This window comes from Candidatus Zixiibacteriota bacterium (assembly GCA_036480375.1).
In the GTDB taxonomy this organism is placed as follows: domain Bacteria; phylum Zixibacteria; class MSB-5A5; order GN15; family JAAZOE01; genus JAZGGI01.
Genome location: JAZGGI010000042.1, coordinates 99,313 through 125,554, shown reverse-complemented (window position 1 = coordinate 125,554; position 26,242 = coordinate 99,313). Strand labels below are relative to the sequence as shown.

The window sequence follows — 26,242 nt, the reverse complement described above, 5'->3', positions numbered from 1 at the left end:
GTTAACCGCTGTTCTGCCTGATAATAAGAAAATAATAACTTCAGAGCCAAGAAAATCGACGGTCTATGTTGTCTTAAAAGAAATATTATAGGTTTTGCCTATGCGGGAATATGTTTGGGTAATTGACTGGGTAAATTATTCAACTGTTCGGCAGCGGTAAAGAATTGCAATTCCAGAAAATTGTTTTTAAGTTCAAATTCCAAATTATTGCATACTTGTGATTTGAGATTATAAAATAAGGTAAGAAGAAGGTGCGCAATACTTTAATAGAGAACAGGGCTTGTGGTTAAGAACAAGCCCCGAAGAAAGCCCCCTTATAATTGCATCTATTACATCTGGAACAGGTACTGTAATTTCATGAAGAATTGCTGATTATTCAATTTCCAAATTGATTCATTAACATTGGATATCTCCGGGCTGAGATAATTCACATCCGACGTTGATCCAATATAGAAGACCGAAAATGATCCTAAACGATAGGTAATCAAAGGATCAACTTCCCAGCGTTTGAATTCAAGGTAAGTTCCCGAGGCCGGGTCCGCAAGATATTCAAATTTATTAAACTGGGTTACAAGCCTTAATGACAATTGTTTGTTGACCTGCAACTGAAGACGTGAGCGGAAAATCATCTGCTCGAAAATTTCCGCACCCGATTCAAGTGAATGTATCAACGTCAATTCGTCGTTTACGATTCCGTAGGTGTCAATCCTGTCGTCATTCGTCCCTTTTAGATAATTGAAACTGGGTTCGATGGTAAGACGATCCAGCGGTTTGATATTTACAAACATGTTAAAGCGGAATTCATTATCTCTAACGCCGAATCCACGACCGATATCGCGTCCATATCTGATATTCATTCCATAGGCAAATTTATCGCTAAATCGGCTATTGGAGTTCAGGTTAACGTTCCAAAGATCCTCATACATCTGTCCCTGGTACACTTTCTCTGATTGAGAGCCGCCGATTTGAATATTGGTTTGAGCGAGATCAAGCTGAGCTTGAATATTTCCGTATATATTTCTGATTTTGTGTTCGGATTCAAAATTCCAGCGATTATACATTGCAAAAAATGGTGTAATTCTTTGAAAGCTACTATTTTTCGGATAAATAACATAGAATGAGCGAATATCCAGATTTCGATAATTGTTGTATGGATCATACCCCAGCTGGGTTCGATATGTTTTATCAACCTGGTTATAATCGACAGTGAAATTCCAGTGGCGAGCACGGCGGTGGAAACGAGTTATTAATCCAAGTCCTGAAAATGATTCGCCATCAAGTTTTAAGGTATGTTTTCCATCATTAAAAGTGCTTGTCATTTCACCATTTACTCGCGTACTGTCTAATACGAATTCTTCACTCCTATCCGATCCAAAAATCTTAGTTCTACTATGATTATCCTGTTCCGAGGTATGAGTAAGAACATATTGGCCGTCAATACTATAATTCTGACCCAGGCGAATATCGCCATCGAAAGCCGCAATGGTATTAGATCCACTGCCATCAAATCTTCGATCGCCCAAAAGAATGCCAATTTGTGATGAGCTGCCGATTGATTGTGAAAGGCGGAAGGCATTAATATAGCTCTTACCGCCATTGAACATGATATCTTCATCATCCGTTGGGATTGTATATGGTGAGTTTTCATCGATTGCGGATGTAAATCCGAAACGCAGTTTTTCTTTTCGTCCCGTCAGTTTGGACGCAAAAGATGGATCATTGACGGTACGAGTATAAAATGAATTGAATAATGTCAAAAAGATGTCGCTTCCTTCCTGGAAAAACGGGCGACGTTCAGGATAATATAAAGACATAGTCGAATTAACATCAATCTGGGCAGCGTCGGCTTCAATCTGACTAAAATCGGGATTGAGAGTAGCTTCAAATGTAACATCGGATGAAAGGGAATATTTGGCGCCCAGCGACGGCTCGCCCATAATTGGACCTTCATCAAATTGATTTTGAGGATCTCCCCTGGGAAGCTCACCGGATTGATTGGCTATAAACGATGGCAGGATTTCAAAGCCTTTCCCCGGTCGGACATCTTTGATGCCTTCGACCGTGCCCCATTGACAGGGGAAGCACTGTTCGTTGCGATCGTAAGCTGTCCAGGAATATTGATAATAACTTCCACGGGGGCGATTGCGCTGAAAATCTACTTTCCAGCTCTGGATATCCTTGCTGGGGAAGCGCATCCCCGAAAATGGAATAGCGATCTCGACCTGGTAACCGGAATCGGTAATCTGCGCCGCCGATTCCCAGATCAAATCAAAACCGATATCGGGCATTCCGACTTTGGTCCAGAGGAGGTCTTTTTGAATTCCGTATGGATTAACAAAAAATTGATAAGCCCACGAAGCCGTGCCGTAAGTATCAATTAAAAGCCCGACGGCATCATCGCTCCCGAAGCGATCGCGCTGACACATCGTGGCCCTGATGGCGTCAGGCGTATCATAGCACAAAAAAGCTATATAAAGTTTATCGTCATCATAGGTTATAAACGCTTTTGTCCGCACCTGCGGCTCGGTATTATCACCGGGAAAATTCTCGACAAAGTTGATAGTCTGGCTGGCCTCATTCCATTCCAGCATGCTGAGATTCCCATCGATTTTAATTTCACTTTTTACCTTGAAAATATCCATAGATGGCTGATAAATCGGCTCAAAGGTCGTTGAACCTTGAGCGGAACTGACCCAGAATATCATTATAATCAAAGCCAATGAAAAAATTAGAAATTGCAATATCCTGATATCTGATTTCATTACCGTGCTTTTCATAGTAAAGCTCCTTAAAAATTTTTGCCCGATTTCCCCATAAATTGGCGCCCTACCTTTTAATTTCTGTTTGAGGGTTTTGACAGATTGTGAGGGATATGACAGAAGAGTATTCTATATACGGCAAAAGTTGCCCGGGGTTCAAAAAATGGCCAAAATTCTTGTTTATTTTTTTGACCTGATATTTTTCTGAAAACTAAAATCTCAAGTCCTCCCATTAATGCTAAATGCCATATTGAATTAGGCAATTTCGCCATTGTTACAATCATGACGTTTATAGAGGCCGGATTGCTTAATAATTTTTGAATTTTCGCCCAAAGATTATTAAAAAACCCGCGAAATAAGTCTCGCGGGTTTTAATCGATTAAATATTTATGTTAATTACTTAGACTGACATTACCTTGACGGCTTCGGAACCGATCATTCCTTTTTGACAATACTTGCTGCTCATAAAATCAGCCGAATGTTTGGCTTGAATTTCTAAAGCTTCACTAATAGGACTCTCACAGGAGTTCCGAATACAATCCATGATGACTTTTCGAGCCGCCTCGGTGGCCGGATTGCCCGAATCAGTCAAACCTATATTGTTTGGGATTCCGGAAAGCGGTTTTTCTTCCGCTTTTCTGAGAGGCAAGCCATGATCGCCGCCGGAAGCGATTGACCAGGCAGTTTTAATGGCATCTTCCATTGAGCCGGCATAATCGGTCAGCCAGCCAACGGAATCTTTGGCCTTGACGAACTTACCTGTCAAAAGCATCCGCATAATTTTAGGCCAGTCATCGGATTTGGTTTTCCGAAAAGGCCAATGACAGCCTTCCATGCCCGGTACAACAGGCAGGGTAACTTCCGGCATTCCAAACTGGCTGCCTTCGTCAGCAACCAGATAATGACAATGAACCAGAAGCTCCAGCATGCCGCCCAGACATCTTTTACCGTTTAAGAAACCAACCGAAACTTTGAATTCGTTATTGAAACGCCGAGCGGTCCTGGACCAATTGGCGGAAATCTCCAAACCCTTTTCGGGATTTTTCAGAGCCGGGTAGAATTCGCTGGTATCGGCCCCGACCATCTGTGTCGCCAGATGAAAATCGCCAGTGAGAATCACCCGTTCAATCCCCTCCGCCTTCAGCCAGTCAATTGCCCGGTTTAATTCGGCGTCAACATCGCTGTTATAGCTTTCCCGGTTGATGCTGATAACTCCGACAGTGCCGTCATGCTCGGCATTAACGTAAAGCTGTTGCCAGTCGGAGTCATTCATCATATCAAATACTTCCGGATGCCATGAATCACCTTTGGCTTCCGGATGCAGAATATGATAAGCCTCGACGGTTTTAATCGCCCGCTTAGCACCGAGATCCCGGATAGCCGCCATGACTCCTTTGCGGAACTGGGCGCAAATCTCGCCGATAGCATTGATATGCGAAAAATGGGAACGGTTTTCGTGAATCAAGAGCGACGTCATCTGAATCATCGGACCGAATAGCCAATTGTGCATCCCTACAGTTTCAGCGTCATCGAGTTTCCAGTTTACGACGGGACGGAAATGGTCGAGCGGATACCAGTTCTGGCCGGTTACCGCACGCTCATTGAGCTCCGGCGTCGGCTCAAACAGGTCGCCGTAGTTTTTACTGAGATGATGTAGGCATGACCATGTCAGATAATTCGCCCCGGCGGCTCCGATAGCGTCATGCGCCCGGAACGGGTTAGGACCCATTATTTTTCTGACGAACTTATCGATTTTCCAGTATGGCATATTGGAGGCCCGATGATATCTAAGTCCCGCCAGCATCAAGCCGCAGAAGAGAACATCAAGAACAAACGACCAGTTATCGCTGACCGGCACGGGAATCATGCCAATGGCCCAGAATAATTTCGTGATAGGCGAAGCTTCGTCTTCGACAATTTCCCACATTTTGTTGATCTGATGGGGGAAGGCCGGATGCGCGATTCCGACGCCAAGTTCTGATTGCGGGAATCCTGATGTGACGGAACGAATTTGTATTTCCGGGAAGGCTTTTCGGAAAACCTGATAGTGAGCCTTTTTTATCTCAAGAATTTCCGGTATTGCCTCAAGCAAGAAGCGCGGATTCATTTCTTTAAGAGCAGATGGTAATTGTTTGCCATCATAATTTAAGCGGATGACGTTCGACATAATCTGATCGGCCTGCCCCTGCCCAAAGGCGGCTCTGAGACCCTGATATTGCACCCCGATTCCATCGGGAGCTCCAGGGAAATCGAGACAGGCGACAGGAATATTATAAGGCATTAATCGTGAGCCTAACTGCATCGTTTTTCCGGCGCCGACGATACCGTTAGCGCCGGATATGACCAACGCTCCGCGATTGCCTGAATTGCCAAATACCTGATCGACTAATTCATCGGCGCGGGCGGGCAGTTTTCCGGATTGGAATATTTCCAAAACCGAACCGAGCCCCATAGTTTCCAGAGTAGATTTTCTCATTGCTTTCATAATCATTTACCCCCGTCCGTCACTTTAAGAATGGCCGCAATACCGACATCTCCGGCGGCGCATCCGAAAATAAGCACATAACCTCCGCCCAGCATCACCGCTTCTTCCAGTGCTTCGATAGTGACCCGCATTAGGGTTGGTCCCTGGGGATGACCCCAGACGAGAGGACAACCGGTATTGTTCATTTTGTGCCAGTCATATTCGAGAACCTTGGAAAAGATGACATCATTGATGGCAAAGGGATTATGATTTTTGACGACGGTCATATCGGCCATGGTCAGTCCCGTTTTCTTCAATAGTTTTTGCACCGCCAGCGCGGGCGATTCGGGCATCAGGCTGGGGTGAGTGCGGATTTCAATTTTTCCGACAAACCTGATATCGATTTCCGGCCGCGGGCTGAGTTCTTTGGCTTTCTCCGGTGACGTAACCAGAAGCGTCGCCATGCCATCTGAGGCGTGGGTTTGGGTTCCGGCCGTAACGCCATCATCGAGTTCGAACATAGCTCTCAGGCTGTCCATAGTAACTTGCCTGACTCCCAAATCGTCATCGATAGTTCCCAAATATCGGCCCTGGACATTTAACACTTCGAGTGAGACAAGGATATTATCAAAGAATCCTGATTTTTTTGTATCGAAATATTGTTGGTAGCGATGAAAAGCCAACTCATCTATTTCGCGGCGGTCGCATTTGTATTTTCGCGACGCTTTTCCGGCGCAGGCGATCATCGCCTTTCCGGTTGCCGGATCAAATCCAAAATTATCCCAGACATCGCTGAGAGCGGCCGTTCTTTGATAAGTTCTTCTTTCGGGGAAAACTCCTACCGGAGAATCACTGGTACGATCAAAAGTCAAAACACCGACGATATCATGGGAACCGCCGTGAACTTCCGACGCGGCCAACACGATCGCCTGGAGACCGGTCGCGCAGGCCTGTTCCATATGATATCCAGGGATGCGAACGCCCATACAACTGGATACCAACGGGGCCGTCCAGAATTTCCAGTGCCAGGGAATTGTGGACCCGATGACAAGATATTCAAGTTCGCTTATGGGGACTTTCCTTAGTCCCAAGATTCGATTGGCGGCTTCACCGGCAAACTGACCGATATTTACTTCGGCCAGGGCTGACGTTTGCCAGGCGGGGAAATAGCTGCTCCCCCAGGTTCCGTAGGGAATCCTGGCATTACCGAACATCATTTTGTCGGATTTCATTATTATCCACTCCTGTATATATATTTTTTAATTATCGCGCGTATTGCAAAGTATCATCATAATCTTATGAAATTATAAGAAATGTCCTCACTTGGCAAGGGGTATGGCCGTACTTTATTGATGAATTTTAGAGAAATGTCACAAAGAGAATAAAAAAGATTTACATTTGAAAAAACACTTTTAAATTTGGTTTTTGGATTTAAGCGCCAGAACAGCTTCGAGCGCCCCGCCGCCGATGGCATTAGCCTTGTCGGATATTCGAAAACAAAATTCGCGTATTCCCCGAGGATCGATATCGCCTATCTTTTGCCCACGCTTGACTACAATACCGTTTTGTATCAAACCCCTGATTATTCCGCTGGTACCACAGGCAACCACGGTATTGCCGACTTTTCCGATCTCCTGCCCGACGTGAACCGTGTCGGTGATTTCATGATTTGAGATAAAAACGCCGTCGTCCGAAGCTCGCAGTACCCTGGCATCGCTGATGCCGTCAACGCTGGCCGGTATGCCGGTATGAGCTTGTGTCGAGCCTTCGTACAAGACTCGACCCAAATCAAAACCCCGGTTAGTCTCAATGGCAGCAAGGCAGTTTTCTCCGGCGGTAAATCCGGGACCCATACCAATCACAATCGGAGCCATACTGAGATTCGTATCGTTTTTGGATTTCATCATGCGCGCATCTATCAGGAAAAAAGGATTGAACGATTTGAGGCATTCGGCATCGGGATCAATCAAGATTGGAATGCGGCGGGACTTAACTTGTGATAATGCATCGTTTACCGATGATACCAATATCGCCGTTACGCATTCAACCGTAATCTCCTTTTGATATACGGCTTCGGCGAAACATACTTCGCGTCTGATGCATGTCGGGGAGGGTTTTTCAAACGCGACAATGTCAAAACCGGCCATGAATAGTTTTTTTATTACTCCGGACGCCATTTCCCCGGCACCGCGAATGATGATTAAATTTTGATCATGTTTGCTTGTCATCTGAAATTATCGAGCAGGAATTTTTTATTTTTACTATTTCCGCCATTATGGCCAATGCGATTTCGGCTGGCCCTTCGGCTCCGATATCAAGACCGATAGGCGAATGAATTTTACCGATTTGTTCTTTTGTAAAACCGTCCTGTTCGAGCTTGGTAAACACTTTATTAATTTTCGATTTCGAGCCGATCATTCCAAGATAGGCGAAATTTTGTTTCAAGATATTCTTCAATACCGCCAGATCGCTTTCATGTGAACTGGTAACGATGACGACATACGAAGCATCATCAATGTCGGGTAAGTTGTCGGAATAATACTCGTCTGTCAAAATTACATTTGTGTTTCTATCCAGTTTATCCAGCAATTCCCGGCGGCTATCGATGACAGTGATTGAAAATTCAAATCTTCGAGCGAGCGATGCCAGTTCTCCGCCGACATGTCCGGCGCCAAAAATTATAAGTTTATTGGGACGAGTGTTTACTTCCATATATACTTCGGCTTCCCCGCCACAATGCATACCGGTCGCATCGGGACCGTTTTTGCTAAAGCGGTATTTCTTTAATAAATAGCGATTGCAGTTCTTCAAGAGTGAGAGGCAGTCATCGATCACCTGTTTTTCAAACAATCCGCCGCCGATTGTTCCGAGTATGGAACCATCGGGGAAGACAATCATCTTGGCTCCGGTTTTCCGGGGGGAGGAGCCGGATGTGCGGACGATGGTGACAACAACGAACAGACGGCCTTCTTCCCGATTGCGGACGATTTCTTTGTAAATATCAATCATATCAAAAACGATACGAGCCCATAGCTAAAAACTCTCCAGTAATTTTTGGTAATCGCCTTCCGTATCAATATCAAGCTGCAAGGCGTCATCATTCAGTTCAAAAACATCTTCCTTATGCCGGGCAATCAGATTATCCCGTAAATTCGCGCCTTTAAATTCCAGAATCTCATCAAAAATCCGGGACGAAAAGATAATAGGATGTCCGGGGCCAGACGGGGTTTGAGTCGTTAATATCGAAGGATTATACTTTCTGAATTTATTGATTGCCTTTGATATCAAATCGCTTTTAACTCCGGGTTTATCGCCGACCATAAAAAGCGCCGCGTCGGTTTTACCGGATAAAAAGCGTAGAGCGCATTTGATCGATTCGATTCGTCCCTTATTATAATTCGCATTTCTGATAATCGATACGGTTTCGTTAATCTGCCCCATGAGCGTTTCCTCGATCAAATTGCTTTCGTATCCGGTAACGATGACAATATTATCGACACTTGATTTTATCATCTGCGCCAGTACTTCTTCGATGATCGTCTGTCCGTTGTATTCTAAAAGAAGCTTGTTGACAGGTCCCATTCTTTCGGATTTACCGGCCGCCAGAATAATTCCAGTAATTATAATCCCGACACTGCACATGATAATCATATTACCAAACGATATTGAATTGTCAAGGTGCACAGAAAAGCTCTCATGAGCGACTATACGGTTCGGGTAAGATAAATAACTTTCGAAAAACAGGAAGTCCTATTCAGAAATGCTTCAAATCAGGCGGTAGCCAATTCCTGCTCGGCCAGACTGATTCCTTCCCGCATGGCCTTCAGGTTTACTTCCTGAGTACCGGGAGGAACATTTTCCGAAATGACCTGCTCCAGCACTTCAGGTGAAATCAGATTTGAAAGCCGATTCAGATAACCCAGGATTATCATGTTGGCGATGATTTTCCGATTGAATTTCGTGAATGCGATATCAGTCGCGCTGATGGCATGTTTTTTGATATTCTCGGGTTCGTTGGCATCATCGGTTATCACGAGATCTTTATCTACAATAAGCGTCCCGCCGGGTTTTAAAAAAGGAATAAATTTTTCATAAGCGGGTTGGGCTATAGCCACCAGAATATCGAACATGGACGGTTCCAGTTCATATATGTCTTGATCGGATATAATCACATCGCCCCGGCATTCGCCGCCTCGCGATTCGCTGCCGTATGATTGATTTTGAATGGCTTTTTTGCCATCCAATGCCGCCGATTGTCCCAGTATATAACTTGACATGACAATCCCCTGTCCCCCGAATCCGGCCAACCTGATAATCAATTTTTATTCTCCTCGGCAACCTGTTTCACTATCTGATTGGTTATATTGTGCACCTGAGTAGCAAATTCCGGACGATCCCGGTCGCATAAGGTACCCACGATGATTTTATTTTCCAGTTCTTCTTCCGACATATCTTTAGCCTTGGAAAGGCGCACCGATTGGTCTTTTAGATATTTCAAGAAATCGGTCGCCTTACCCATTCCGACCCGTTTGCCGAAATTATCGGGACACTGGGAAACGATTTCCACAAAGCTAAAGCCTTTTTTGTTGATCGCTTTTTGCAATGTTCTCATTGTCTGGAAAACATGAAACGTCGTCCAGCGCGCCACGAAGCTGGCTCCGGCAGCCTGGACGAGTTCGGCAACTTTGAAAGGCGGTTCGACATTGTTGTGAGGCGTGGTTGTTGTTTTTACGCCGACCGGGGTGGTTGGGGCCACCTGCCCACCGGTCATGCCGTAGATCATGTTGTTGACCATGATAACGGTGAGGTCGATATTGCGCCGGGCGGCATGTATAAGATGATTGCCGCCGATACCCGAAATATCTCCATCACCGGCGATGATAATAACTTTCAGATCCGGCCGCATCATTTTGACGCCGGTGGCAAAAGCAATTGGTCGGCCGTGGGTGGTATGGAGAGTGTCGGCCTTGAAATACGGGCTGGGAATCCAGGCCGAACATCCGATGCCAGATACGCAGACCATTTGAGATGTATCAAGTTTCAATTCTGCAACGGCATTGGTGAAAACATTCAGGACGGTTCCACATCCGCATCCGACGCAGAAACGATGGGGGAAGATGTCCTCGCGAACGTAATCCATCAATCTATGTCTGGGCTGACTCATGAGTTCACCTCCCGAATAGCTCCGTAAATATCATCAACCGAATGAGCGATGCCACCGATTTTGGAAACAGGAATAACTTTGCATTCAACAAATCTTTCGATTTCGCGGGATATTTGTCCCAGATTCATCTCCGGCACCAAAATCAGATTGAGGTTTTTGGCAAATTCGGTTACTTGCTTGCCGGCAAAAGGCCAGATAGTAATGAGCCTCAGAAAATCAATTTCAAGCTTTTCCTCGCGGGCTTTTTTGACAGCTCCGAGAGCCGGACGCGAGCTGGCGCCGAATGAAATAACGCCGATTTTGGCCTTCCCGCCGGGGTTTTTATCTTCCTTAACCTTTATAATTTTATCCCGATTGGAATCAATTTTCTCATGAATTCTTCTGACGAGAACTTCATGAACTCCCTGGGTTGTCACGTCCCGCATACCATTGGCGAGATGGGTTGAACCTGTGACATGAACGTTCTGTCCTTCGCCGTAATGAACAATCCCGGGTACCAAATCCCCGCCGCCGAAAACCTGTTCACCCGGTTGAGCTTTTTTCCTTGAGGCATATTTGACTTTCGATATTTCCGGCATAGTGACGCTTTCGCGGATATGCCCGATTTCTCCGTCCATTAGGAAAATAATCGGGGTGCGATAAGTGTCGGCCAAATCAAAACAGTCGAACATCAGATCAAAACATTCCTGAACCGAGTTCGGGGATAGAGCAATGATGGAATGATCGCCGTGTGTACCCCAGCGAGCCTGCATGACATCGCCCTGAGCCGGTTTGGTCGCTTGCCCGGTGGAGGGGCCGGATCGCTGGACATCAACTACAACAGTCGGAGTTTCGGTCATGACCGCGTAACCCAGGTTTTCCTGCATGAGTGAAAATCCGGGACCGCTGGTTGCAGTCATTGTTCGCGAGCCGGTCCAGGCGGCCCCGATAATGGCTGCGATGCTGGCAATTTCGTCTTCCATCTGGATGCAGATGCCGCCCGCTTTGGGAAGTTCCCGAGCCATCAATTCGGCTATTTCGCTGGCCGGAGTGATGGGATAGCCGGCGAAGAAATCACAACCGGCATATATTGCGCCGTAGGCGCAGGCTTCGTCGCCGAGGAGAAAATACTTTTTTCCTTCGAGGGTACGGAGATATTGTTTTTTGTTTTCGTTAAGTGCCATAGTATGTATATTGCCGTTTATTTTTCCTTTTCGGTCAGGACGATCGCGAATTCGGGACACATCAGGTCGCACAATCGACAACCGGTACAGGCTTTCATGTTTACGATTACGGGAAGATAATATCCCCTGCGATTTAACTTATTTGATTTATCGAAGACATCAGTGGGGCAAAATTCGATGCAGATATCGCAGCCCTTGCATAAATCCTCGTTGATCTCAACCAGAGTATCGGGTTTTTTGGACAACGCCATAAATCTTTAGTTCCGTTTTCAAAGTTTCAATGCCGAATCGAAATCATTGCTCTTTATCGGATCTGGCTGCTTTTTTACGAGGCCAAGTATAACAGATTGCCGGCCAGTATTCAATAGCAAATAAGAGGATATGACTTGATTTAAGAAAACGGTTGCTAAGCAAGGTCTTCTTCTGTTTTAACCAAAAATCCCCCTGTTTTGAAGCCAGCACATTTAGGGGCAATTGGCGCAGGGTCTGGGACCGCATGATTGTTGGGATAGCACTGTTTTGATTAGGCCGAATAAGTTCTGAAGATTCCACTAAGTAGGCCTATATCCATATTTTGAATTATCCAGTGGCCGATTGCAAATCTTATATTCCAGGCCACGCAATATATTTAGAGCTTTATTATGAACGCCATTTCATAATAAGGCGGCTGGTTACTACCGGTACTATTTATCGGATGGGAATGGGGCTGGTTTCCTCCGGAACCCGAAGTGGATCGGTTAACCGGATCGTATGCATCCCACGCTTGGTGAGAATGTGGATAAACCGCACCGCCACCCTCATGGGGGAAAAAGGCAATTTCATGAGAATGCGATGGCATCTCATCAATTGTCAGCGTGTGATCTCCAGTCTGTGAACCATGGCCATGTGATAGGGAACCTCCAATTGCGCCAGGGTCTGTAGAATTATTCGGAATGGACTTGATGAATTTATCTCTCAGGTTGGGGGTTCCATTGGAGCCATCGCACAGAGCCCAACCATCCGGAATGTCATCTAATGTTCCCGACCACATTACAATTACTCCCGCCGGAATGCCATTTCGGGCAAATGTGGCGGTATCAGCCTGTATCGCTTTATAGGCGTAAGGAACCGAGACTAATCTAATGCGGGGGGAAATTTCGGGATTAGTGTCTATACGTACTCCGAGCCATCGATCCAATCCGGAGAAGACGCTGTCTGGGATCGTACCAGTCGCACCAAGATTGATATTGATAGCGCCATTATTATCAGTTGTATCTATTTGGGTTTCCATCCATTTTTGGTCACCTCCAATTGGAGCATCATAAATTCTAAATTCTAAGCTGATTATTTGATTACGGATTGGCTTGTTATCAAAATCAGTTAACACGCCCTGGTAATTAATCAATTGGGGAACCTCGGCGTTGGTAAATCGGACTAATCCCATAAAACATAATATTCCAATCAAATAGATGTATAATTGACGCATAATACCTCCTTCATTGATAAGTTACCCATTTTTAATTCCTCAATGGCAGACCGCACGTATTCAACCATGTTTCGCAATCGCAAGGCGGCGCTCCACTCTTAAAAATATAGCCTATAATATAGACTGCATCTCCAATATTACACTCGCAATCACAATTTGCATCGCCGCTGCACGTTTCATAAGGAATGGGGGCTGGACCGCCTCTAAAAACAAAGTTAATAATGTAAACGGCATCACCTACATTGATGGATCCATCGCCATTAGCTTCACCCGGAATACAATCACAATGAGCGGAATATTGCAGAAAACCATGGGATAATTTGATGGTTCCTGAAGTGCCTGTTCCAACTGCAAGCTGTCCGATTGTTGAACTTAAATTGAACGCTATCGATTTCCCTGTTATGCCGGCGCCGCTCGAAATCACATGCCATTTTATATCAACGCCCGATTGAACATCAGTAGAAGAGAATATTGGGTGTGGCATGTTTTGACTATCAATCTGATTTTTTGATTGAGCATTTTCTGTTTTGCTATCTTCATTTTTCTCTGGTAAATATAATTGGGCGACTAAAATCAAGTAAATTAAGATTAAGGGAAAATTCATGCTACCCCTCCCCATAATTTCAAGATATTCTATATAATGCGCACAGTGTTATAGTAACTATATTTTATATACCAATTATAAGATAAATTGTCAACAATTTATTTTATAATTGTTATGCATACTTGTGTAATAGATAACCCCAAAAAGCCGTTGATTTTTGTATTTGGTGTGATATATTCACACCTAAGATTTTTTATGCAAAAATTATATTTTGATAATAAAGGGAGGATGAAATATGGACCTGGGTCTTGATGGGAAAGGAGCAATTGTTACCGGCGGAAGCCTGGGTATCGGAACGGCAATAGCTCTGGACCTGGCCCGCGAGGGCTGCAACGTGGCCATCAATTACCGGCGTCATGATAACGAGGCAAAAAAAGTTGTCGAAGAAATCGAGGCGATGGGCCGCAAAGGTCTGGCTATCAAAGCCGACGTTTCCAGCTATGACGACGCCCAGAACATGGCTGATACCGTTATAAAGGAGTTCGGCTGTTTTGATATCTTAGTCTGCAATGCCGGAATCAACTGGGATGGCGTCATATGGAAGATGACTGAAAAGCAGTGGGACAGCGTTATTAATGTGAACCTCAAAGGATATTTCAATTACAATAAGGCTGCGGCGTTAGTTTTCAAAGACCAAAAGGGTGGCAAAATAGTAAATATTTCATCCATCAATGGCCTTCGCGGCAAATTTGGACAGACTAATTATTCGGCCTCCAAAGGCGGAGAGATCGCCATGAGTAAAGCTCTGGCCAAAGAGCTGGGTAAGTTCAACGTCAATGTCAACGTCGTCGCGCCGGGCATGGTTTTAACCGACATGGCCAAAAATATCCCCGCCGAATTTCTCAATACGGCTATTGATGAAACCGTTTTGGGACGAATCGCGACCCCCGATGATGTCGCTTATTTGGTGACATTTTTATGCTCGGACAAAGCCCGGCATATAACCGGTGAAGTTTTCAAAATCGACGGCGGTCAATACATTTAGGAGGGAAAATTTATGTCCCGAGTGGGAATTATTGGTATAGGGCATGGAGAATTCGGGCGGAGAAGCGATGCCACCGTTCAGGAATTGGCTTTTGAGGCTTATCGCGACGCGGTTCATGACGCGGAGATTGATCCTAAAGATATTGACGGTTCGGTCATTGGTTCGGTTCCCGAATATCATAAACAGCGTTCACTGCCCGGAGTCGTTCAGGAATATCTGGGGCTCAATCCACGGCCGACGTGGCTGACTGAAGTAGCCTGTTCATCAGGAAGCGCGGCTATCCGGACGGCCTGGATGGGGATTAAATCCGGAGCTCACAAATTAATGGCCGTCATCGGCTGCCAGAAAATGACCGAGCTTTCGACGCCCGAGATATTAGCTCTGATGGGGAGGGTCGGCGAAGTCCAGTGGGAATCGGTTTTCGGCACGACCTTTCCAGCTTATTACGCGCTATTCGCCAAGAGCCACATGCACAAATTCGGAACGACCAGAGAGCAGCTACTTCAGGTAGCGGTCAAGAATCATTTTTACGGAGCCAAAAACCCGAATGCTCTATTTAAGAAAGAAATCACGATTGAAAAAGCCCTGGCTTCCGATCCGGTGTCGGATCCCTTTCAGGTTTATGATTGCTGCGCCAATGCCGACGGAGCGGCGTGCGTGATTTTGGCTTCGGAAGAAATCGCGAAAAAATCGAAAAAGCCGGTTGCTTGGCTCGACGGTATGGGATGCGCGACTTCGAGTATGTCGGTTTTGCGCCGTCCCGATTTGGTCGGGCTCCCCAGCGCCTCGGAAGCATCGCGGATCGCGTATGATATGGCTGGTGTAACGGCCAAAGAAATCAAAGTTGCCGAGGTGCATGACTGCTTTACGATAGCGGAAATTATGGCCTATGAAGACCTTGGTTTTTGCGCCAAAGGCGATGGCGGAAAATTCATCGAGGACAAGCAATCTTATATCGGTGGCTCTACACCGGTCAATATTGACGGCGGATTAAAGGCCAAAGGTCATCCGATCGGAGCTACCGGAGTTTCCATGACGGTTGAAATCGTCAAACAGCTCAGGGGCGAGGCGGGTGAGCGGCAGATCCCGGATGCTGATGTCGGGCTTACTCATAACGTCGGCGGAATCGGGCAATATTGCTTTGTCCATGTTCTGAGAAGGGATTAGGCTTATGTTTAAATGGTTTGGAAAAGTGAATTTTTCTCCCTATACGAAAGTTACCGATTTTGCCAAACACCTTAAAGACGGTCGTCTTATGGGTTCCAAATGCAAAAAATGCGGCACTGAGTCATTTCCTCCCCGAGCCGATTGCAATATCTGTTTATCGGGTGATTTTGAGTTTATCGAATTATCAGGTGAGGCGAAACTGGTTTCGTACACCGTTATTCACGCCGCTCCGACCGGGTTTGAAGACGTTGTTCCCTATACAATCGGAGTTGTGGACCTCAAGGAAACGGGCCGGTTATTGGCGTGGATTGGAGATACAGTGGCCGATGATGATATCGAAATCGGCATGGAACTCCAGGTAGTACCCCGCATCTTTGAGGAACTGGAAGAAATTAAAGTGTATTATTCGCTTGAGAAATCGGGAACGACCTGGTCAACCGGCAATTCGATGACATAATTTCAGTCAATAGAATTCACCAAAAAAGGAATCCCTATTGAGGATTCCTTTTTTAATTTTAAATGCTTCAAAAAAGATTACGCTACCGGTTCTTCCATTCCGGTTTGCGGCGTTCCAAAAATGAACCGATGCCTTCGTTGGCATCGCACGATTCCATCAGGTCGTCAATATAGAATTTTTCCAACTTAGCCAGACGCTTCTTCAGTATTTTATTAAATTGAGAGCGAGCAGCCTTGTTCGCGAATTTCAATGATGACGCGCTTTTGGGCAGGATCTGTTTCTCCAGCCATCCATCGACGCCGGACATCATCGCATCCCGATCGTCATAGACTTCCGTCGCCAAACCCATCTGAAGAGCGACGTCCGGTTTGATAATACGTCCGGTCAAAAGCAAATCGTCAGCGCGGGCCTGACCGATTTTCATTGGCAGGATAACCGATGCCGGGGGCGCGAAAACGGCGAGGCTGATTTCCGGCTGGCCAAGTCGTGCCGTTTGGTCGAGGAACATGAAATTGCACATCAAGGCCAGCTCCATTCCTCCGCCCAAACATTGACCTGATACCAGAGCGGCCGTAGGAATAGCCAGATCCGCCAAAGTATAAAATAGCCCGTGGAATTGTTTGAGCATTTGCGGCGCTTTGTCTTTGGTATGTTCTGGGACGCTGGCACCGAAACAAAAATGCCCACCGGCTCCGGTAAATTGTATCAATTTTACCTGGGGTTGGTCCTTCAATTCCTCCAGCGTTTTCCGAATATCATCCATCATAACGGCGTCGAGAACATTCCCTTTGGGGGAATTGAGAGTGATTCGCACGACCTGATTATCATGCGTATATTGCACGTCGATTTTTTTAGCCATCTCTTATCCTTTCGGTAAAATGGCGTCGAGCATTTCATCATCCCAGGGATGACCTTCGGCCAGCATCAAACGGAGTTTAATGAAATCGACCTCGCGATTGTTTTTGGGGCCTTCATTAAACGCTCTGAACCCGGCCTTGGCTTCGGTCATCATGTTCAAGCCGAGCCAGTCGCGGTTGGATTGCTGATTGCGATCCCAATGCTCAAGCTTTTTCTTCCGGACGCTGTTCAAGGTCTTGTTAATGCAGTCGGGCATCATATAGAGCAGTTTTGTGCACAGAGCATTGACGGCATTATCCAAGGGAGTCAGGTCAATCGTTCCGCCCGCCAGCATCTCTTTGCCACTTTTATAATCATCACCCGATTTTCTTTTGCCATAAACGATATCGCCGGTTTCATCAAGCCATTTGTTGGTAACCAGAAGCGGATTGCGTACGAACTTATCATCGATTTTGAGAACCGGTATGGCATCGGTTATAAGACCGATGGTTTTGGCTTCATAAGCGGTCCACATTTCACACAAGGTACAGCTCTGCATGGCCCTTTCGATACCCACGAACAGGTGCAGAAAATCGGTGCTTCCGCCCTCGGGGGCGCTGCCGTGCCTGGGACCCGCCTGACCGAAGATGGCCAGATCGCTGGCGATGGCAAAATCACAGGCCATTCCGATTTCCTGCCCACCGGCGATGCGCATGCCGTTAACGCGGCAGATGACCGGCTTGTCGCACATGAGAATGTTCGTGACCATGTCGTTAAAGAGACGCATATATTGTTTGTATTCCAGGGGGCGTCCCGTATAATATTCGGCGTATTCCTTGGTGTTGCCGCCGGTACAAAAGGCTTTGTCGCCCACGGCGGAAAAGACAACCGCCACGACCGAGCGGTCATTGGACGCCTGTCGGAAAGCCAGGATGACTTCTTTAACGGCGGCGGTGGTGTAGGAATTATACTGCTTGGGATTGTTCAAAAATATCCAGGCGTTGTGAAGTCCCGGAACTTCTTTACCGTCTTTATCAAGACAGGGGCGGCGTTCATAAATAATTTCCTTAAAATCGACATCCACAATATTGTGGCTACTCAGTTCAAAACTCATATTCCAGTTCCTCCTTTATATCCGGAATGTTAATTATCGAAAGTTAAAAATCGGGCGTCAATACCGACCGTTTCAAGAGTTTATGCTCCAATGTCTGCTGAAAGATGTCATTTATTTGCGAGAGAGGGAATGTATCGGTAAACGGTTTCAGTTTCAATTTTCCGTCAGCGACTAATTTAATGACATCGTCATAAAGCTCCGGTTTGCATCCCCAGGTTCCGATAACCTGGGCGTCGAAGGCCATCAAATTGCTCAATCGTACTTCCAGTTTATCAAGAGTGAAGCCAACGACCGACAAGACTCCGGCAATACCCAGCAGACCAAATCCGAGTTCCTGCCCGGGCTTGGTTCCTGAAGTCTCAAATATTTTCCAGCTATGGGGCGGTGCGCCCATTTCTTTGCAGGTCGCTTTGATGGCTCCTTTGATGGCCTTGAAATCCATATCCTTGATATTCAAAGTTGATGTGATTCCGATTTGCCCTAACTGATCCAGTTTTTTCTGGTCGATATCAAGCGCGAGAACTTTGGCTCCCAGTATATTCGCCAATTGAGCGGTATAGATGCCGATTCCGCCGACTCCGATGACGATTGCGAAATCACTGGCCTTAAGATCGCTTTTGACTATCACCTGATAGGGTGTCGAAACGGCGTCGGCAATGACTGATAATTCGGCCAGTGAATGTTCCGATAGAGCGGCTTCGGGTACTTCGGCCAAAAATCGCGACGGAACGGCAATATGGCTTGCGAATCCTCCATGGAAATCATTTCCCGGCATCAATTGCTTGCGGCAAATATTGCCTCGTCCGGCTTTACATAACTCGCATTCCCCGCAGGGTAATACGGCTGGGATGATAACCGGTTTTCCTTTTAGCTCGGATGGACCGTCTATCACTATTCCACTGATTTCGTGTCCCAGAACAAGGGGCGGTTCTTTTTTGGTCGGAACGCCATAATGCCAGAAGCTCAAATCAGTATGGCAGACCCCGCATCCCGCAATTTCAACCAGGGCGGCGTCGGCTCCCAGTTTGGGTGGATCAAATTCAACAAGCTCAAACGGCTGATCTTTGGCAACCATCTGATAGGCTCGTATTTTATCCATAAAATCCCTCCTTGAATTTATTTTGTCTCATCATAAATCCTTAGTCATAAATCAATACTCAATATCCGGCAATTCCATCAGATGTACCTGTGCTGTTATCGTTTTGTTGATTGGAGTGGAAATGCCATGTTTAATTCCATACTCGACAATTTTCCCATTGAGATAATCCACTTCGGTCAGGGCTCCGGCATCTATATCGACCCACATTGAAGGCCGGTGATGACCGGCTTTTTTTAGATAACCGATACAGAAATCAGTAAAGTCTTCCCTGAATTTAATATTTTCTTTTGCGGCTACGGCTACCCCTTCATCTATTATACTCCGCACGATGTCGACCGATAGATCAAAATCCATGACCTGCTTCATGGTTTTGCCGGTAATAGCGCACATAGCGCTGAGAGATGAGTTGAGGATGACTTTTTCCCAGACATAGAACAAAATGTCTTCAGGAATTTCAGTTTTTAAATTTGCAGAATTCAAAAAATCAGTGACAGTTTTGGCTATTTCTTCAGATTTGGGAGACAGGGCGGCGATATAGTTGGGTGGATTAAAAAAGGTTACATTAACGATATCGTTATTTTCGACGCCTCCGGCGTAATTTACCACCATACGCAGGATTTTTTCCAAGCCGAATACTCGAGCCGCTTCGGCTTCGGCGTCAAGGCCGTTCTGGGCGCACAGGATGTGCAATTTATCTGATGCGATTTGCGATAATTGTGCCACGACTTTTTCATTGGCGGTGGTTTTAACAGACACTACGGCCAAATCGAGATCATGCGATTTGAGATCATCGATAGAAGTGCAGGTTTCTGAGACGTTAGTTTGAAATTCGATTGTATTCGACAGTTTGATACCCGAATTTTTGATATTTTTTATTCTATCCGGAATTATATCGCAGGCGACCACATACGCTCCGGCTTTCGCGAAATGAGCCGCCAAAACCGATCCCACGGGACCCATGCCAATTACCGCGACGCGCAGATTTTTATTTTCAGTCATATCTTTATCCCTCGGTTATGTTCCCAGTTTAATTTTTCTTTTATCGAATATAGGAATCGCGAAAAATGTCAAGAGACTTATTATCCAGCAAAAATAGATGGGATGCACCAGGCCAATATTTTTGAAATATGCGGGTATTTGCGGGACTATAAGCCATATTACCAGCGCTGTCATTGCCATCAGCAAAGTCCAGGTGGCATGAGAGCGACGGCAGATGCAGGGCCAGAATAGTGTCATTAGGGTTACGAGCGTGTAGGCAGTCGTCAGGGTTAAACCGATCAACAAAGTTTTCAAAATACCGGACACGGATACCGCCAGTAAATAAGTGAATACGCTTAATACCAAAACTGTTACGCGAGAATAAACCCTTTCTTTTTGTTCTGAAAGATTCGGCGAGAAAAACCGTTTGATTAAATCTCCGACAACCAGCGTCGCGCTACCCAACAAAAGAGCCGACGCAGTCGAAACATCTGCGGCCCACAATCCCGCCAATATTATTCCCGCCACGAAGGGGCTCAGGCTCAAGACCATGCGAGGCAAGGCTTCGGCAGGGATAATACCGGGATATTGGACGGCTGCGGAAATGCCGATTATGGCGCTTATGAATCCGACCGGAAAAATTATAAAGGCTCCCAGAATGAAACCACTACGAGCGGCTTTAGAACTTTTGGCGGCAAAACTGATCTGGACGATGGATTGCACGGAAAAAGTCGTTGTACACATGACGACGAACCAAGCTATTATTAGTCCCCACCCCAACGCGCCAAGGTCAAAGCCGGGATGTTCAACCGGGAGTTTCGAAATTATCTCACTGAATCCTCCGATTTTAGTAACCGCCATGAAAGCGCCCAGGATGACTCCGGCATAAATGAAAATCACGTTGATGATATTAGTCAATCCTGCGGCCCAGAATCCTCCTATCAATGTAATGCCGACGAAAACAATCGCGGTCACCAGCATGCCCGTTTGGAAAGTGAAAACTTCCGGCAGGAGAGACGACAAAATCGCTCCGCCCGCGACATATTGCAGAGACGTGATGACAATCTGCAAAACCAACTGACCGGCAACGCCGACAACTCGACCAGAAGTATTATAATGTTTTTCAAACAGCTCCGGCAGGGTGGCTACTTCCAATTTGCGATAACGGCGTGCGGCGAACAGTCCAACCATAAGCGCTCCGGCAGCCCAGGCGGCGTTGTACCATCCGGCCGATATTCCGGAATTGTAGGCTCGCTCGGCGACACCGATAGTTGAAGCTCCGCCGATGGCCAGTCCGGTTAATAGAGGCGCAATAACCCAGGCAGGCAGGCTCCGTCCGGCCAGAAGATAACCGACCATTCCTCCCCGGCTAAGGTGCCGTGACATCCATGTGATAACATAGAGAAGAATGATATAAACACATACGATAATGAGCGGAATCCAATTCATAGCTCAATCATCCCTGCATGATTACTAATGTGTTTATCCTCCTCAAATAAAATTCCAAAAAACCTCTATATTTTCAAACGCGCGTCGACAACTTCAACGCCCTTGCCAGCCTCAAACGCAAAGACCGGATTCAAATCCATCTCGTTGATTTCCGGAAAATCGGATGTGAGCTGGGAAATCCTGAGAAGCGTTTCGGCCAGCATTTCAATATCGACCGCTTTCTCGCCTCTGAGGCCTTTTAATATCGGATAGCCGTCGATAGAAGAAATCATGTTCATGGCGTCCTGCTCAGAAAGGGGAGCGAGACGGAATTGAACGTCTTTCAAGACCTCGACAAAAACACCGCCAAGGCCGAACATGATCGTCGCACCCAATCCTTCGTTTGATTTGGCTCCGATAATGACTTCTTTGCCTTCCTGGCGATGCTCCTGCACGACAAATGCTGGTTTGAATTTGCCGAATTTCTTCGACATTTCATCGAAAGCGATTGTTAACGCCGCTTCATCTTTGAGATTGAGATAAACTCCGCCTTCGTCGGATTTATGAACAACCTCCTCAGCGTCAACTTTGAGCACCAGCGGGTACTCCATCTGCCCGGCTTGTTTGACCATGTCTTCTTTGGTTTCGACCCGCACGGTTTTCACCGTGGGGATGCCATAGCTTTGCAACAATGCGAAGACATCAGCCTGCGGGAGGAATTTATCCTGCCCTCGATATTTGGCGATGATATTCTTGGCGGCCTTTTTATCACATTCGATAGTTTTATATTTCGGCTCTTCGCGCTGGATAATTTGACCGTATTTTATCATGGCATTCAGCGCTCTTGAGGCCGATTCGGGGAAATCATAAACCGGAATTCCGCTCTCGCGAGTCAGCCTGACCACTTCGCCGAATTTCTCCTCAATCGTCAGAATGATGCAGACGATCGGCTTACTGGCCGATTGGCCGATTTCCGCCAGCTTATGCGCGACCGCTTCGCAATCAACAAAGGGCGGCGTGACAAAATTGAGAATCAGCGAATCGATATTGGGATCTTTCAGTAATGCCTCCACTGTGCCGCCGTATTCTTTGGCCCCCGCCGTCGCGATGACGTCGACCGGATTGGAAACAATGGCTTCGGAAAAGAGAAGTTCTCCCAGGGCTTTGGATGTATCCGGGCTGAGTTTGGCCAGTTTGAGTCCCGATTTTATACACTCATCTACGGCGATGATCGCCGGACCGCCGGTGTTGGTCACGATTACGATATTTTCAGATTTTGGAATCGGTTGGGTGGATAGCGCAATGGCCGCTTCAATCATATCCTGCTGGGAATCAAATCGCATCACGCCCGCTTTTTCAAAGATGGCGTCGGCCAGAGTATCCTGCTCGATAAGAGATCCGGTATGGGACGCAACGGCGACGACGCCTTCCGAAGTCCGTCCCGTTTTAACGGTCAATATCGGTTTCTTTTGGGTAACCCGACTGGCGACTTCAAGGAAACCGGCCGGGTCTTTTATCGTCTCGATATGAGTCATGATGACTTTGGTTCCATCATCCTGACCGTAATAGTCGATGATTTCGTTCATGCTCACGTCGGCTTCGTTACCGAAGCTGGCATACATCCGGGTCCCGATACCGATATTATAAAGCTGAAGCTTCAAGGTTTCGCCGACCCCGCCGCTCTGGGCGACGATGGAGATATTCCCCGATATCTGAGGCACAAAAGTGAAATTGGCGTACACTGAAACATCCGGATCGGAGTTCTGGATGCCCTGGGAATTGGGCCCATAGATACGCATGCCATATTTATGAGCGATTTCGACTATTTGCTTTTCAAGCTGCAATCCTTCTTCGCCGACTTCTTTGAACCCGGCGGTATGGACAATCGCATATTTGACGCCCTTTTTACCGCAATCTTCCAAAACGATAGGTACCAAAGAATTTTTGATTGATATATTGACCAGATCAATCTCATCAGGTACATCCATAACCGACGCGTAGGTTTTAAAACTCTTAATATGTTTCGATTTGGGATTGATAGGGTAGATGGGACCCTTAAAATTATGGTCAACCAGATTTTGTATAACGATATGACCAATGCTTAAAGGGTTATTTGAAGCGCCGATAATTGCCACCGACCTGGGCTTGAACAAACCGTCAAGCATTGAAACCTCCTTTGCCGTTTATAGAATAAAGAGCCGCTCCGAAAGCTCCCGTTAATTGAGGATGAGGGGGGACATATACCTTTTGTCCGATTCTTTCTTCGAACATTTTTACCAGATAGGGATTATGCGCGATGACCCCCCCGCTCATCACGATATTCCCGTCCATAGTGTCCATCTCCAGAACTCGTTTTATCACCGAAATAAAAATACCTTTAACAATGTCCGCCACTGCGACTCCTTCGCGAATGCGAGCCAAAATTTCCGTTCCGGTAAAGACGGTACAATAGCTGCCTATTGGAATAGTCTTTTCTGCCTTTTCCGCCAACTCATTTAATTGTTCCAGCGGAATTTTCAAACGGATGGCGATTTCTTCCAGGAAGGCGCCGGTGCCGGCCGCGCATTTGCGGTTCATTTTGAAATTGGTTCGCTTTCCGCTTTCATTGATTTTTATGGTTTTGCTGTCCTGCCCGCCGATGTCAATCAAAGTTTGGGTAAAAGGAAAATAATGATAACTACCGGTCGCATGGCAACTGATCTCGGTCATGGTTCCCTTCGCGAAGGGAACATTGTTGCGCCCGTATCCGGTGGAGGTTACGATAATTTCATCGGGGTTATCACAATGGCACATTTCGCAAGCGGAGTCGAAAGCCTGTTTGCCGGCTTTTTCAAAATCGGCCCCCGAATCGACAACGGCATGTCCGATGATTTCACGGTTATCATCAATTATGACAGCCTTGGTCGTCGAGGCCCCAATATCAATCCCTGCGTAATAATCCATAAAAATCGATAAATCTAAAATAAATCGCGAAAATTATTTTGAATCCAATTGTTCGATAAACGCTTCAATATTGGTCTTAGCCTGTTCTTCCGAATAACACCGCAAATCATTTAGATCGCCGTTGATTGTCAAAGTGGGTACGCTCAGTTTCTTCGCCAGCCGTTCGGGCATGCCGTAACGATTATTGGAATTATTCGGGCAGGTTTTGGAATCGTGAAATACGATTCCATCGAGTTTGAATCTATCTACGATGTCCTCAATATACTTTTCTTTGTAATTCTCATCGCGGACGATAAATATTTCCGTGTAGGCGCGAGCCATACTCAGGAAAGGATCGTCCGGATCAAAGGCGTTGAATATCCAGCTGTTGCAGTAGGTCGAAGCGATAACGGCCGTATTGAGACTAATAAAAAATTCCGACAGATTGCGGAGTTTCCCCCAGATCGGCATACCTTCCCAATAGAGGCGGAATTTTTCATCCTCGACGGCGCCGGTTTTATTGGCAACTCGTTCTTCCAGTTCTTTTAACAGTAGCTCGTAATAATCGTTAGCTGTATCGGAACCCCGCAGAACAACCGCCGGTCCCATGTGTATAGTAGCGTCGAAGAAACTCATGGGAGCGGGCGAGGCGGTATTGGTTTCCAGAACCTTTTTCCATAATTCGCTGCATCTTTTGGAACGGGCCATAACCTCGCGGAATTTATCGATGTCAAACTTGTTACCCGAAACTTTTTCCAGAATCGGGATCAGTTCTTTTATCTGATGCACGATGCCGGACAAAACGCCGTCGGTAACGTCGCCGATATTACAAAAGGTGGAAATGCCGATGATGGGAGCGTTAAACTCCCGGGAATACCAAGACAACCAATCCTGAACGTCTCGGCATTGATTGGTATTGAATACCAAGACATCGGGTTTGGGAACACCCTCAATGCCTTTGTAGGCCATCGACAGCGGTGTTTGCTTTTTCAGGTAAGAGCCAATATCACTGGTTAGATATGAGCAAATATCAGGAGAATAGCCGATGGCATTGGCGGCGGGAATTAAATTGGATGCCATCCTGGTGGCGCCCAGCATGGCTCCATGATTTTCCGGATAATAAACTTTGAATCCCATGCTCAAAAGAAGCTCAGCCGGACCGACACTGGTACACCAGGCGACCTTTTGAGAATCATCTTTCGCGGCATTATCCAAATCATAAAAATAATCCGCCATGATCTTTTTCATTTGTCCCGTGGCTTGGATTTTTTTGATGACAGCTTTTTTTTCTTCGCCCATTATTTACTCCCGATTATTTTCATTATGATTGGCTATCCCAAAAACTCCTTCCCACCCAGATAGTACGATATAAACCACAAATAACGAAATTCACACTCAATATTCAAGAGGCTTAACCAATTAATTTTTCTTACGAGTGAAAATCATTACGGTTTTATCATTTTTATCCTCAAAACAGATGGTACATTCGCCACAATCGAGATCGCGAACGGCGACGGTTTTAACCTCAAAGCCCAGTATCTTATAATTTTCAATCGCTTCTTCGAGCCTTGGGCCCGAAGCCGTAAATTGAGGTACCCAATCATCTGCCTTCAATTTTTCTATAGGTTCGCTCATA

24 protein-coding genes are annotated in these 26,242 nt (G+C 46.2%); 3 read left to right on the top strand and 21 right to left on the bottom strand.

All coding sequences use genetic code 11. The features are described 5' to 3' along the window. Positions 1-329 precede the first annotated feature (329 nt). From V3V99_13095 to V3V99_13040, 12 genes are all read right to left on the bottom strand, one after another. On the bottom strand, positions 330-2,777 hold the full coding sequence (locus tag V3V99_13095; GenBank protein ID MEE9443594.1) for a DUF5916 domain-containing protein: 2,448 nt from the start codon (positions 2,775-2,777) through the stop codon (positions 330-332). A 382-nt stretch (positions 2,778-3,159) separates the two neighbouring features. Then, on the bottom strand, positions 3,160-5,244 hold the full coding sequence (locus tag V3V99_13090; GenBank protein MEE9443593.1) for a hypothetical protein: 2,085 nt from the start codon (positions 5,242-5,244) through the stop codon (positions 3,160-3,162). A gap of 2 nt (positions 5,245-5,246) precedes the next feature. Then, entirely contained in the window at positions 5,247-6,455 is a 1,209-nt protein-coding gene (locus tag V3V99_13085; protein ID MEE9443592.1) for a hypothetical protein, read from the bottom strand. A gap of 180 nt (positions 6,456-6,635) precedes the next feature. Next, positions 6,636-7,451 (bottom strand): selenium-dependent molybdenum cofactor biosynthesis protein YqeB, encoded by an 816-nt coding sequence (yqeB, locus tag V3V99_13080; protein MEE9443591.1) that lies wholly within the window; start codon positions 7,449-7,451, stop codon positions 6,636-6,638. Continuing rightward, positions 7,435-8,232 (bottom strand): XdhC family protein, encoded by a 798-nt coding sequence (locus V3V99_13075; protein ID MEE9443590.1) that lies wholly within the window; start codon positions 8,230-8,232, stop codon positions 7,435-7,437. The genes yqeB and V3V99_13075 overlap by 17 nt, the downstream gene beginning before the upstream one ends. 24 nt (positions 8,233-8,256) lie before the next feature. Continuing rightward, on the bottom strand, positions 8,257-8,907 hold the full coding sequence (locus tag V3V99_13070) for a nucleotidyltransferase family protein (GenBank protein ID MEE9443589.1): 651 nt from the start codon (positions 8,905-8,907) through the stop codon (positions 8,257-8,259). A gap of 86 nt (positions 8,908-8,993) precedes the next feature. Next, positions 8,994-9,542, bottom strand: coding sequence for a 2-oxoacid:acceptor oxidoreductase family protein (locus tag V3V99_13065; GenBank protein ID MEE9443588.1), 549 nt, complete (start codon positions 9,540-9,542; stop codon positions 8,994-8,996). Next, complete coding sequence (locus V3V99_13060; GenBank protein ID MEE9443587.1) at positions 9,539-10,387, bottom strand: thiamine pyrophosphate-dependent enzyme; 849 nt, start codon at positions 10,385-10,387, stop codon at positions 9,539-9,541. The genes V3V99_13065 and V3V99_13060 overlap by 4 nt, the downstream gene beginning before the upstream one ends. Next, positions 10,384-11,550: a 2-oxoacid:acceptor oxidoreductase subunit alpha gene (locus V3V99_13055; GenBank protein MEE9443586.1), complete on the bottom strand. Its 1,167-nt coding sequence runs from the start codon at positions 11,548-11,550 to the stop codon at positions 10,384-10,386. The genes V3V99_13060 and V3V99_13055 overlap by 4 nt, the downstream gene beginning before the upstream one ends. A gap of 17 nt (positions 11,551-11,567) precedes the next feature. Continuing rightward, on the bottom strand, positions 11,568-11,801 hold the full coding sequence (locus V3V99_13050) for a 4Fe-4S dicluster domain-containing protein (GenBank protein MEE9443585.1): 234 nt from the start codon (positions 11,799-11,801) through the stop codon (positions 11,568-11,570). A gap of 377 nt (positions 11,802-12,178) precedes the next feature. Then, positions 12,179-13,015, bottom strand: coding sequence for a hypothetical protein (locus V3V99_13045; protein MEE9443584.1), 837 nt, complete (start codon positions 13,013-13,015; stop codon positions 12,179-12,181). Between the two features lie 31 nt (positions 13,016-13,046). Beyond that, the gene (locus V3V99_13040) at positions 13,047-13,619 is read right to left on the bottom strand and encodes a hypothetical protein (GenBank protein MEE9443583.1); all 573 of its coding nucleotides are present in this window, start codon (positions 13,617-13,619) and stop codon (positions 13,047-13,049) included. A 235-nt stretch (positions 13,620-13,854) separates the two neighbouring features. Here V3V99_13040 and V3V99_13035 point away from each other — a divergent pair, with 235 nt between their 5' ends. Genes V3V99_13035 through V3V99_13025 form a run of 3 tightly spaced genes read left to right on the top strand, consistent with a single transcriptional unit; the run spans position 13,855 to position 16,228 of the window. Then, positions 13,855-14,604 carry a 3-oxoacyl-ACP reductase family protein gene (locus V3V99_13035; protein ID MEE9443582.1) on the top strand — a complete coding sequence of 250 codons (750 nt, stop codon included), beginning with the start codon at positions 13,855-13,857 and terminating at the stop codon, positions 14,602-14,604. Between the two features lie 12 nt (positions 14,605-14,616). Next, positions 14,617-15,771, top strand: coding sequence for a thiolase domain-containing protein (locus V3V99_13030; GenBank protein ID MEE9443581.1), 1,155 nt, complete (start codon positions 14,617-14,619; stop codon positions 15,769-15,771). Between the two features lie 4 nt (positions 15,772-15,775). Next, positions 15,776-16,228: a Zn-ribbon domain-containing OB-fold protein gene (locus tag V3V99_13025; protein ID MEE9443580.1), complete on the top strand. Its 453-nt coding sequence runs from the start codon at positions 15,776-15,778 to the stop codon at positions 16,226-16,228. 82 nt (positions 16,229-16,310) lie between these two features. Here V3V99_13025 and V3V99_13020 read toward each other — a convergent pair whose 3' ends face one another. From V3V99_13020 to V3V99_12980, 9 genes are all read right to left on the bottom strand, one after another. Next, a complete protein-coding gene (locus tag V3V99_13020) occupies positions 16,311-17,087 on the bottom strand; it encodes an enoyl-CoA hydratase-related protein (protein ID MEE9443579.1) in 777 nt (258 codons plus the stop codon). A 3-nt stretch (positions 17,088-17,090) separates the two neighbouring features. Continuing rightward, positions 17,091-18,179, bottom strand: a complete 1,089-nt coding sequence (gene oah, locus V3V99_13015) for a 6-oxocyclohex-1-ene-1-carbonyl-CoA hydratase (GenBank protein ID MEE9443578.1) — start codon at positions 18,177-18,179, stop codon at positions 17,091-17,093. 43 nt (positions 18,180-18,222) lie between these two features. Continuing rightward, entirely contained in the window at positions 18,223-19,278 is a 1,056-nt protein-coding gene (gene had / locus V3V99_13010; protein ID MEE9443577.1) for a 6-hydroxycyclohex-1-ene-1-carbonyl-CoA dehydrogenase, read from the bottom strand. A gap of 51 nt (positions 19,279-19,329) precedes the next feature. Beyond that, entirely contained in the window at positions 19,330-20,277 is a 948-nt protein-coding gene (locus V3V99_13005) for a ketopantoate reductase family protein (protein MEE9443576.1), read from the bottom strand. A 15-nt stretch (positions 20,278-20,292) separates the two neighbouring features. After that, positions 20,293-21,705, bottom strand: coding sequence for a sodium:solute symporter family protein (locus V3V99_13000; protein ID MEE9443575.1), 1,413 nt, complete (start codon positions 21,703-21,705; stop codon positions 20,293-20,295). Positions 21,706-21,770: 65 nt separating this feature from the next. Continuing rightward, a complete protein-coding gene (locus V3V99_12995) occupies positions 21,771-23,849 on the bottom strand; it encodes an acetate--CoA ligase family protein (protein MEE9443574.1) in 2,079 nt (692 codons plus the stop codon). Continuing rightward, positions 23,842-24,627 (bottom strand): acyl-CoA dehydratase activase, encoded by a 786-nt coding sequence (locus V3V99_12990; GenBank protein ID MEE9443573.1) that lies wholly within the window; start codon positions 24,625-24,627, stop codon positions 23,842-23,844. Before V3V99_12990 ends, V3V99_12995 begins: the two co-directional genes overlap by 8 nt. Before the next feature lie 33 nt (positions 24,628-24,660). Beyond that, positions 24,661-25,905 carry a 2-hydroxyacyl-CoA dehydratase family protein gene (locus V3V99_12985; GenBank protein ID MEE9443572.1) on the bottom strand — a complete coding sequence of 415 codons (1,245 nt, stop codon included), beginning with the start codon at positions 25,903-25,905 and terminating at the stop codon, positions 24,661-24,663. Positions 25,906-26,025: 120 nt separating this feature from the next. Then, a complete protein-coding gene (locus V3V99_12980; protein ID MEE9443571.1) occupies positions 26,026-26,241 on the bottom strand; it encodes a hypothetical protein in 216 nt (71 codons plus the stop codon). Position 26,242 lies beyond the last annotated feature (1 nt).

Coding starts and splice junctions, on each gene's coding strand:
- V3V99_13095 (MEE9443594.1), bottom strand. CDS start 2,777: ATGAAAAGCACGGTAATGAAATCAGATATCAGGATATTGCAATTTCTA.
- V3V99_13060 (MEE9443587.1), bottom strand. CDS start 10,387: ATGAGTCAGCCCAGACATAGATTGATGGATTACGTTCGCGAGGACATC.
- yqeB (MEE9443591.1), bottom strand. CDS start 7,451: ATGACAAGCAAACATGATCAAAATTTAATCATCATTCGCGGTGCCGGG.
- V3V99_13030 (MEE9443581.1), top strand. CDS start 14,617: ATGTCCCGAGTGGGAATTATTGGTATAGGGCATGGAGAATTCGGGCGG.
- V3V99_13040 (MEE9443583.1), bottom strand. CDS start 13,619: ATGAATTTTCCCTTAATCTTAATTTACTTGATTTTAGTCGCCCAATTA.
- V3V99_13025 (MEE9443580.1), top strand. CDS start 15,776: ATGTTTAAATGGTTTGGAAAAGTGAATTTTTCTCCCTATACGAAAGTT.
- V3V99_13020 (MEE9443579.1), bottom strand. CDS start 17,087: ATGGCTAAAAAAATCGACGTGCAATATACGCATGATAATCAGGTCGTG.
- V3V99_13075 (MEE9443590.1), bottom strand. CDS start 8,232: ATGATTGATATTTACAAAGAAATCGTCCGCAATCGGGAAGAAGGCCGT.
- V3V99_13035 (MEE9443582.1), top strand. CDS start 13,855: ATGGACCTGGGTCTTGATGGGAAAGGAGCAATTGTTACCGGCGGAAGC.
- V3V99_12980 (MEE9443571.1), bottom strand. CDS start 26,241: ATGAGCGAACCTATAGAAAAATTGAAGGCAGATGATTGGGTACCTCAA.
- oah (MEE9443578.1), bottom strand. CDS start 18,179: ATGAGTTTTGAACTGAGTAGCCACAATATTGTGGATGTCGATTTTAAG.
- had (MEE9443577.1), bottom strand. CDS start 19,278: ATGGATAAAATACGAGCCTATCAGATGGTTGCCAAAGATCAGCCGTTT.
- V3V99_12995 (MEE9443574.1), bottom strand. CDS start 23,849: ATGCTTGACGGTTTGTTCAAGCCCAGGTCGGTGGCAATTATCGGCGCT.
- V3V99_13045 (MEE9443584.1), bottom strand. CDS start 13,015: ATGCGTCAATTATACATCTATTTGATTGGAATATTATGTTTTATGGGA.
- V3V99_12985 (MEE9443572.1), bottom strand. CDS start 25,905: ATGGGCGAAGAAAAAAAAGCTGTCATCAAAAAAATCCAAGCCACGGGA.
- V3V99_13005 (MEE9443576.1), bottom strand. CDS start 20,277: ATGACTGAAAATAAAAATCTGCGCGTCGCGGTAATTGGCATGGGTCCC.
- V3V99_12990 (MEE9443573.1), bottom strand. CDS start 24,627: ATGGATTATTACGCAGGGATTGATATTGGGGCCTCGACGACCAAGGCT.
- V3V99_13090 (MEE9443593.1), bottom strand. CDS start 5,244: ATGAAAGCAATGAGAAAATCTACTCTGGAAACTATGGGGCTCGGTTCG.
- V3V99_13055 (MEE9443586.1), bottom strand. CDS start 11,550: ATGGCACTTAACGAAAACAAAAAACAATATCTCCGTACCCTCGAAGGA.
- V3V99_13000 (MEE9443575.1), bottom strand. CDS start 21,705: ATGAATTGGATTCCGCTCATTATCGTATGTGTTTATATCATTCTTCTC.
- V3V99_13085 (MEE9443592.1), bottom strand. CDS start 6,455: ATGAAATCCGACAAAATGATGTTCGGTAATGCCAGGATTCCCTACGGA.
- V3V99_13050 (MEE9443585.1), bottom strand. CDS start 11,801: ATGGCGTTGTCCAAAAAACCCGATACTCTGGTTGAGATCAACGAGGAT.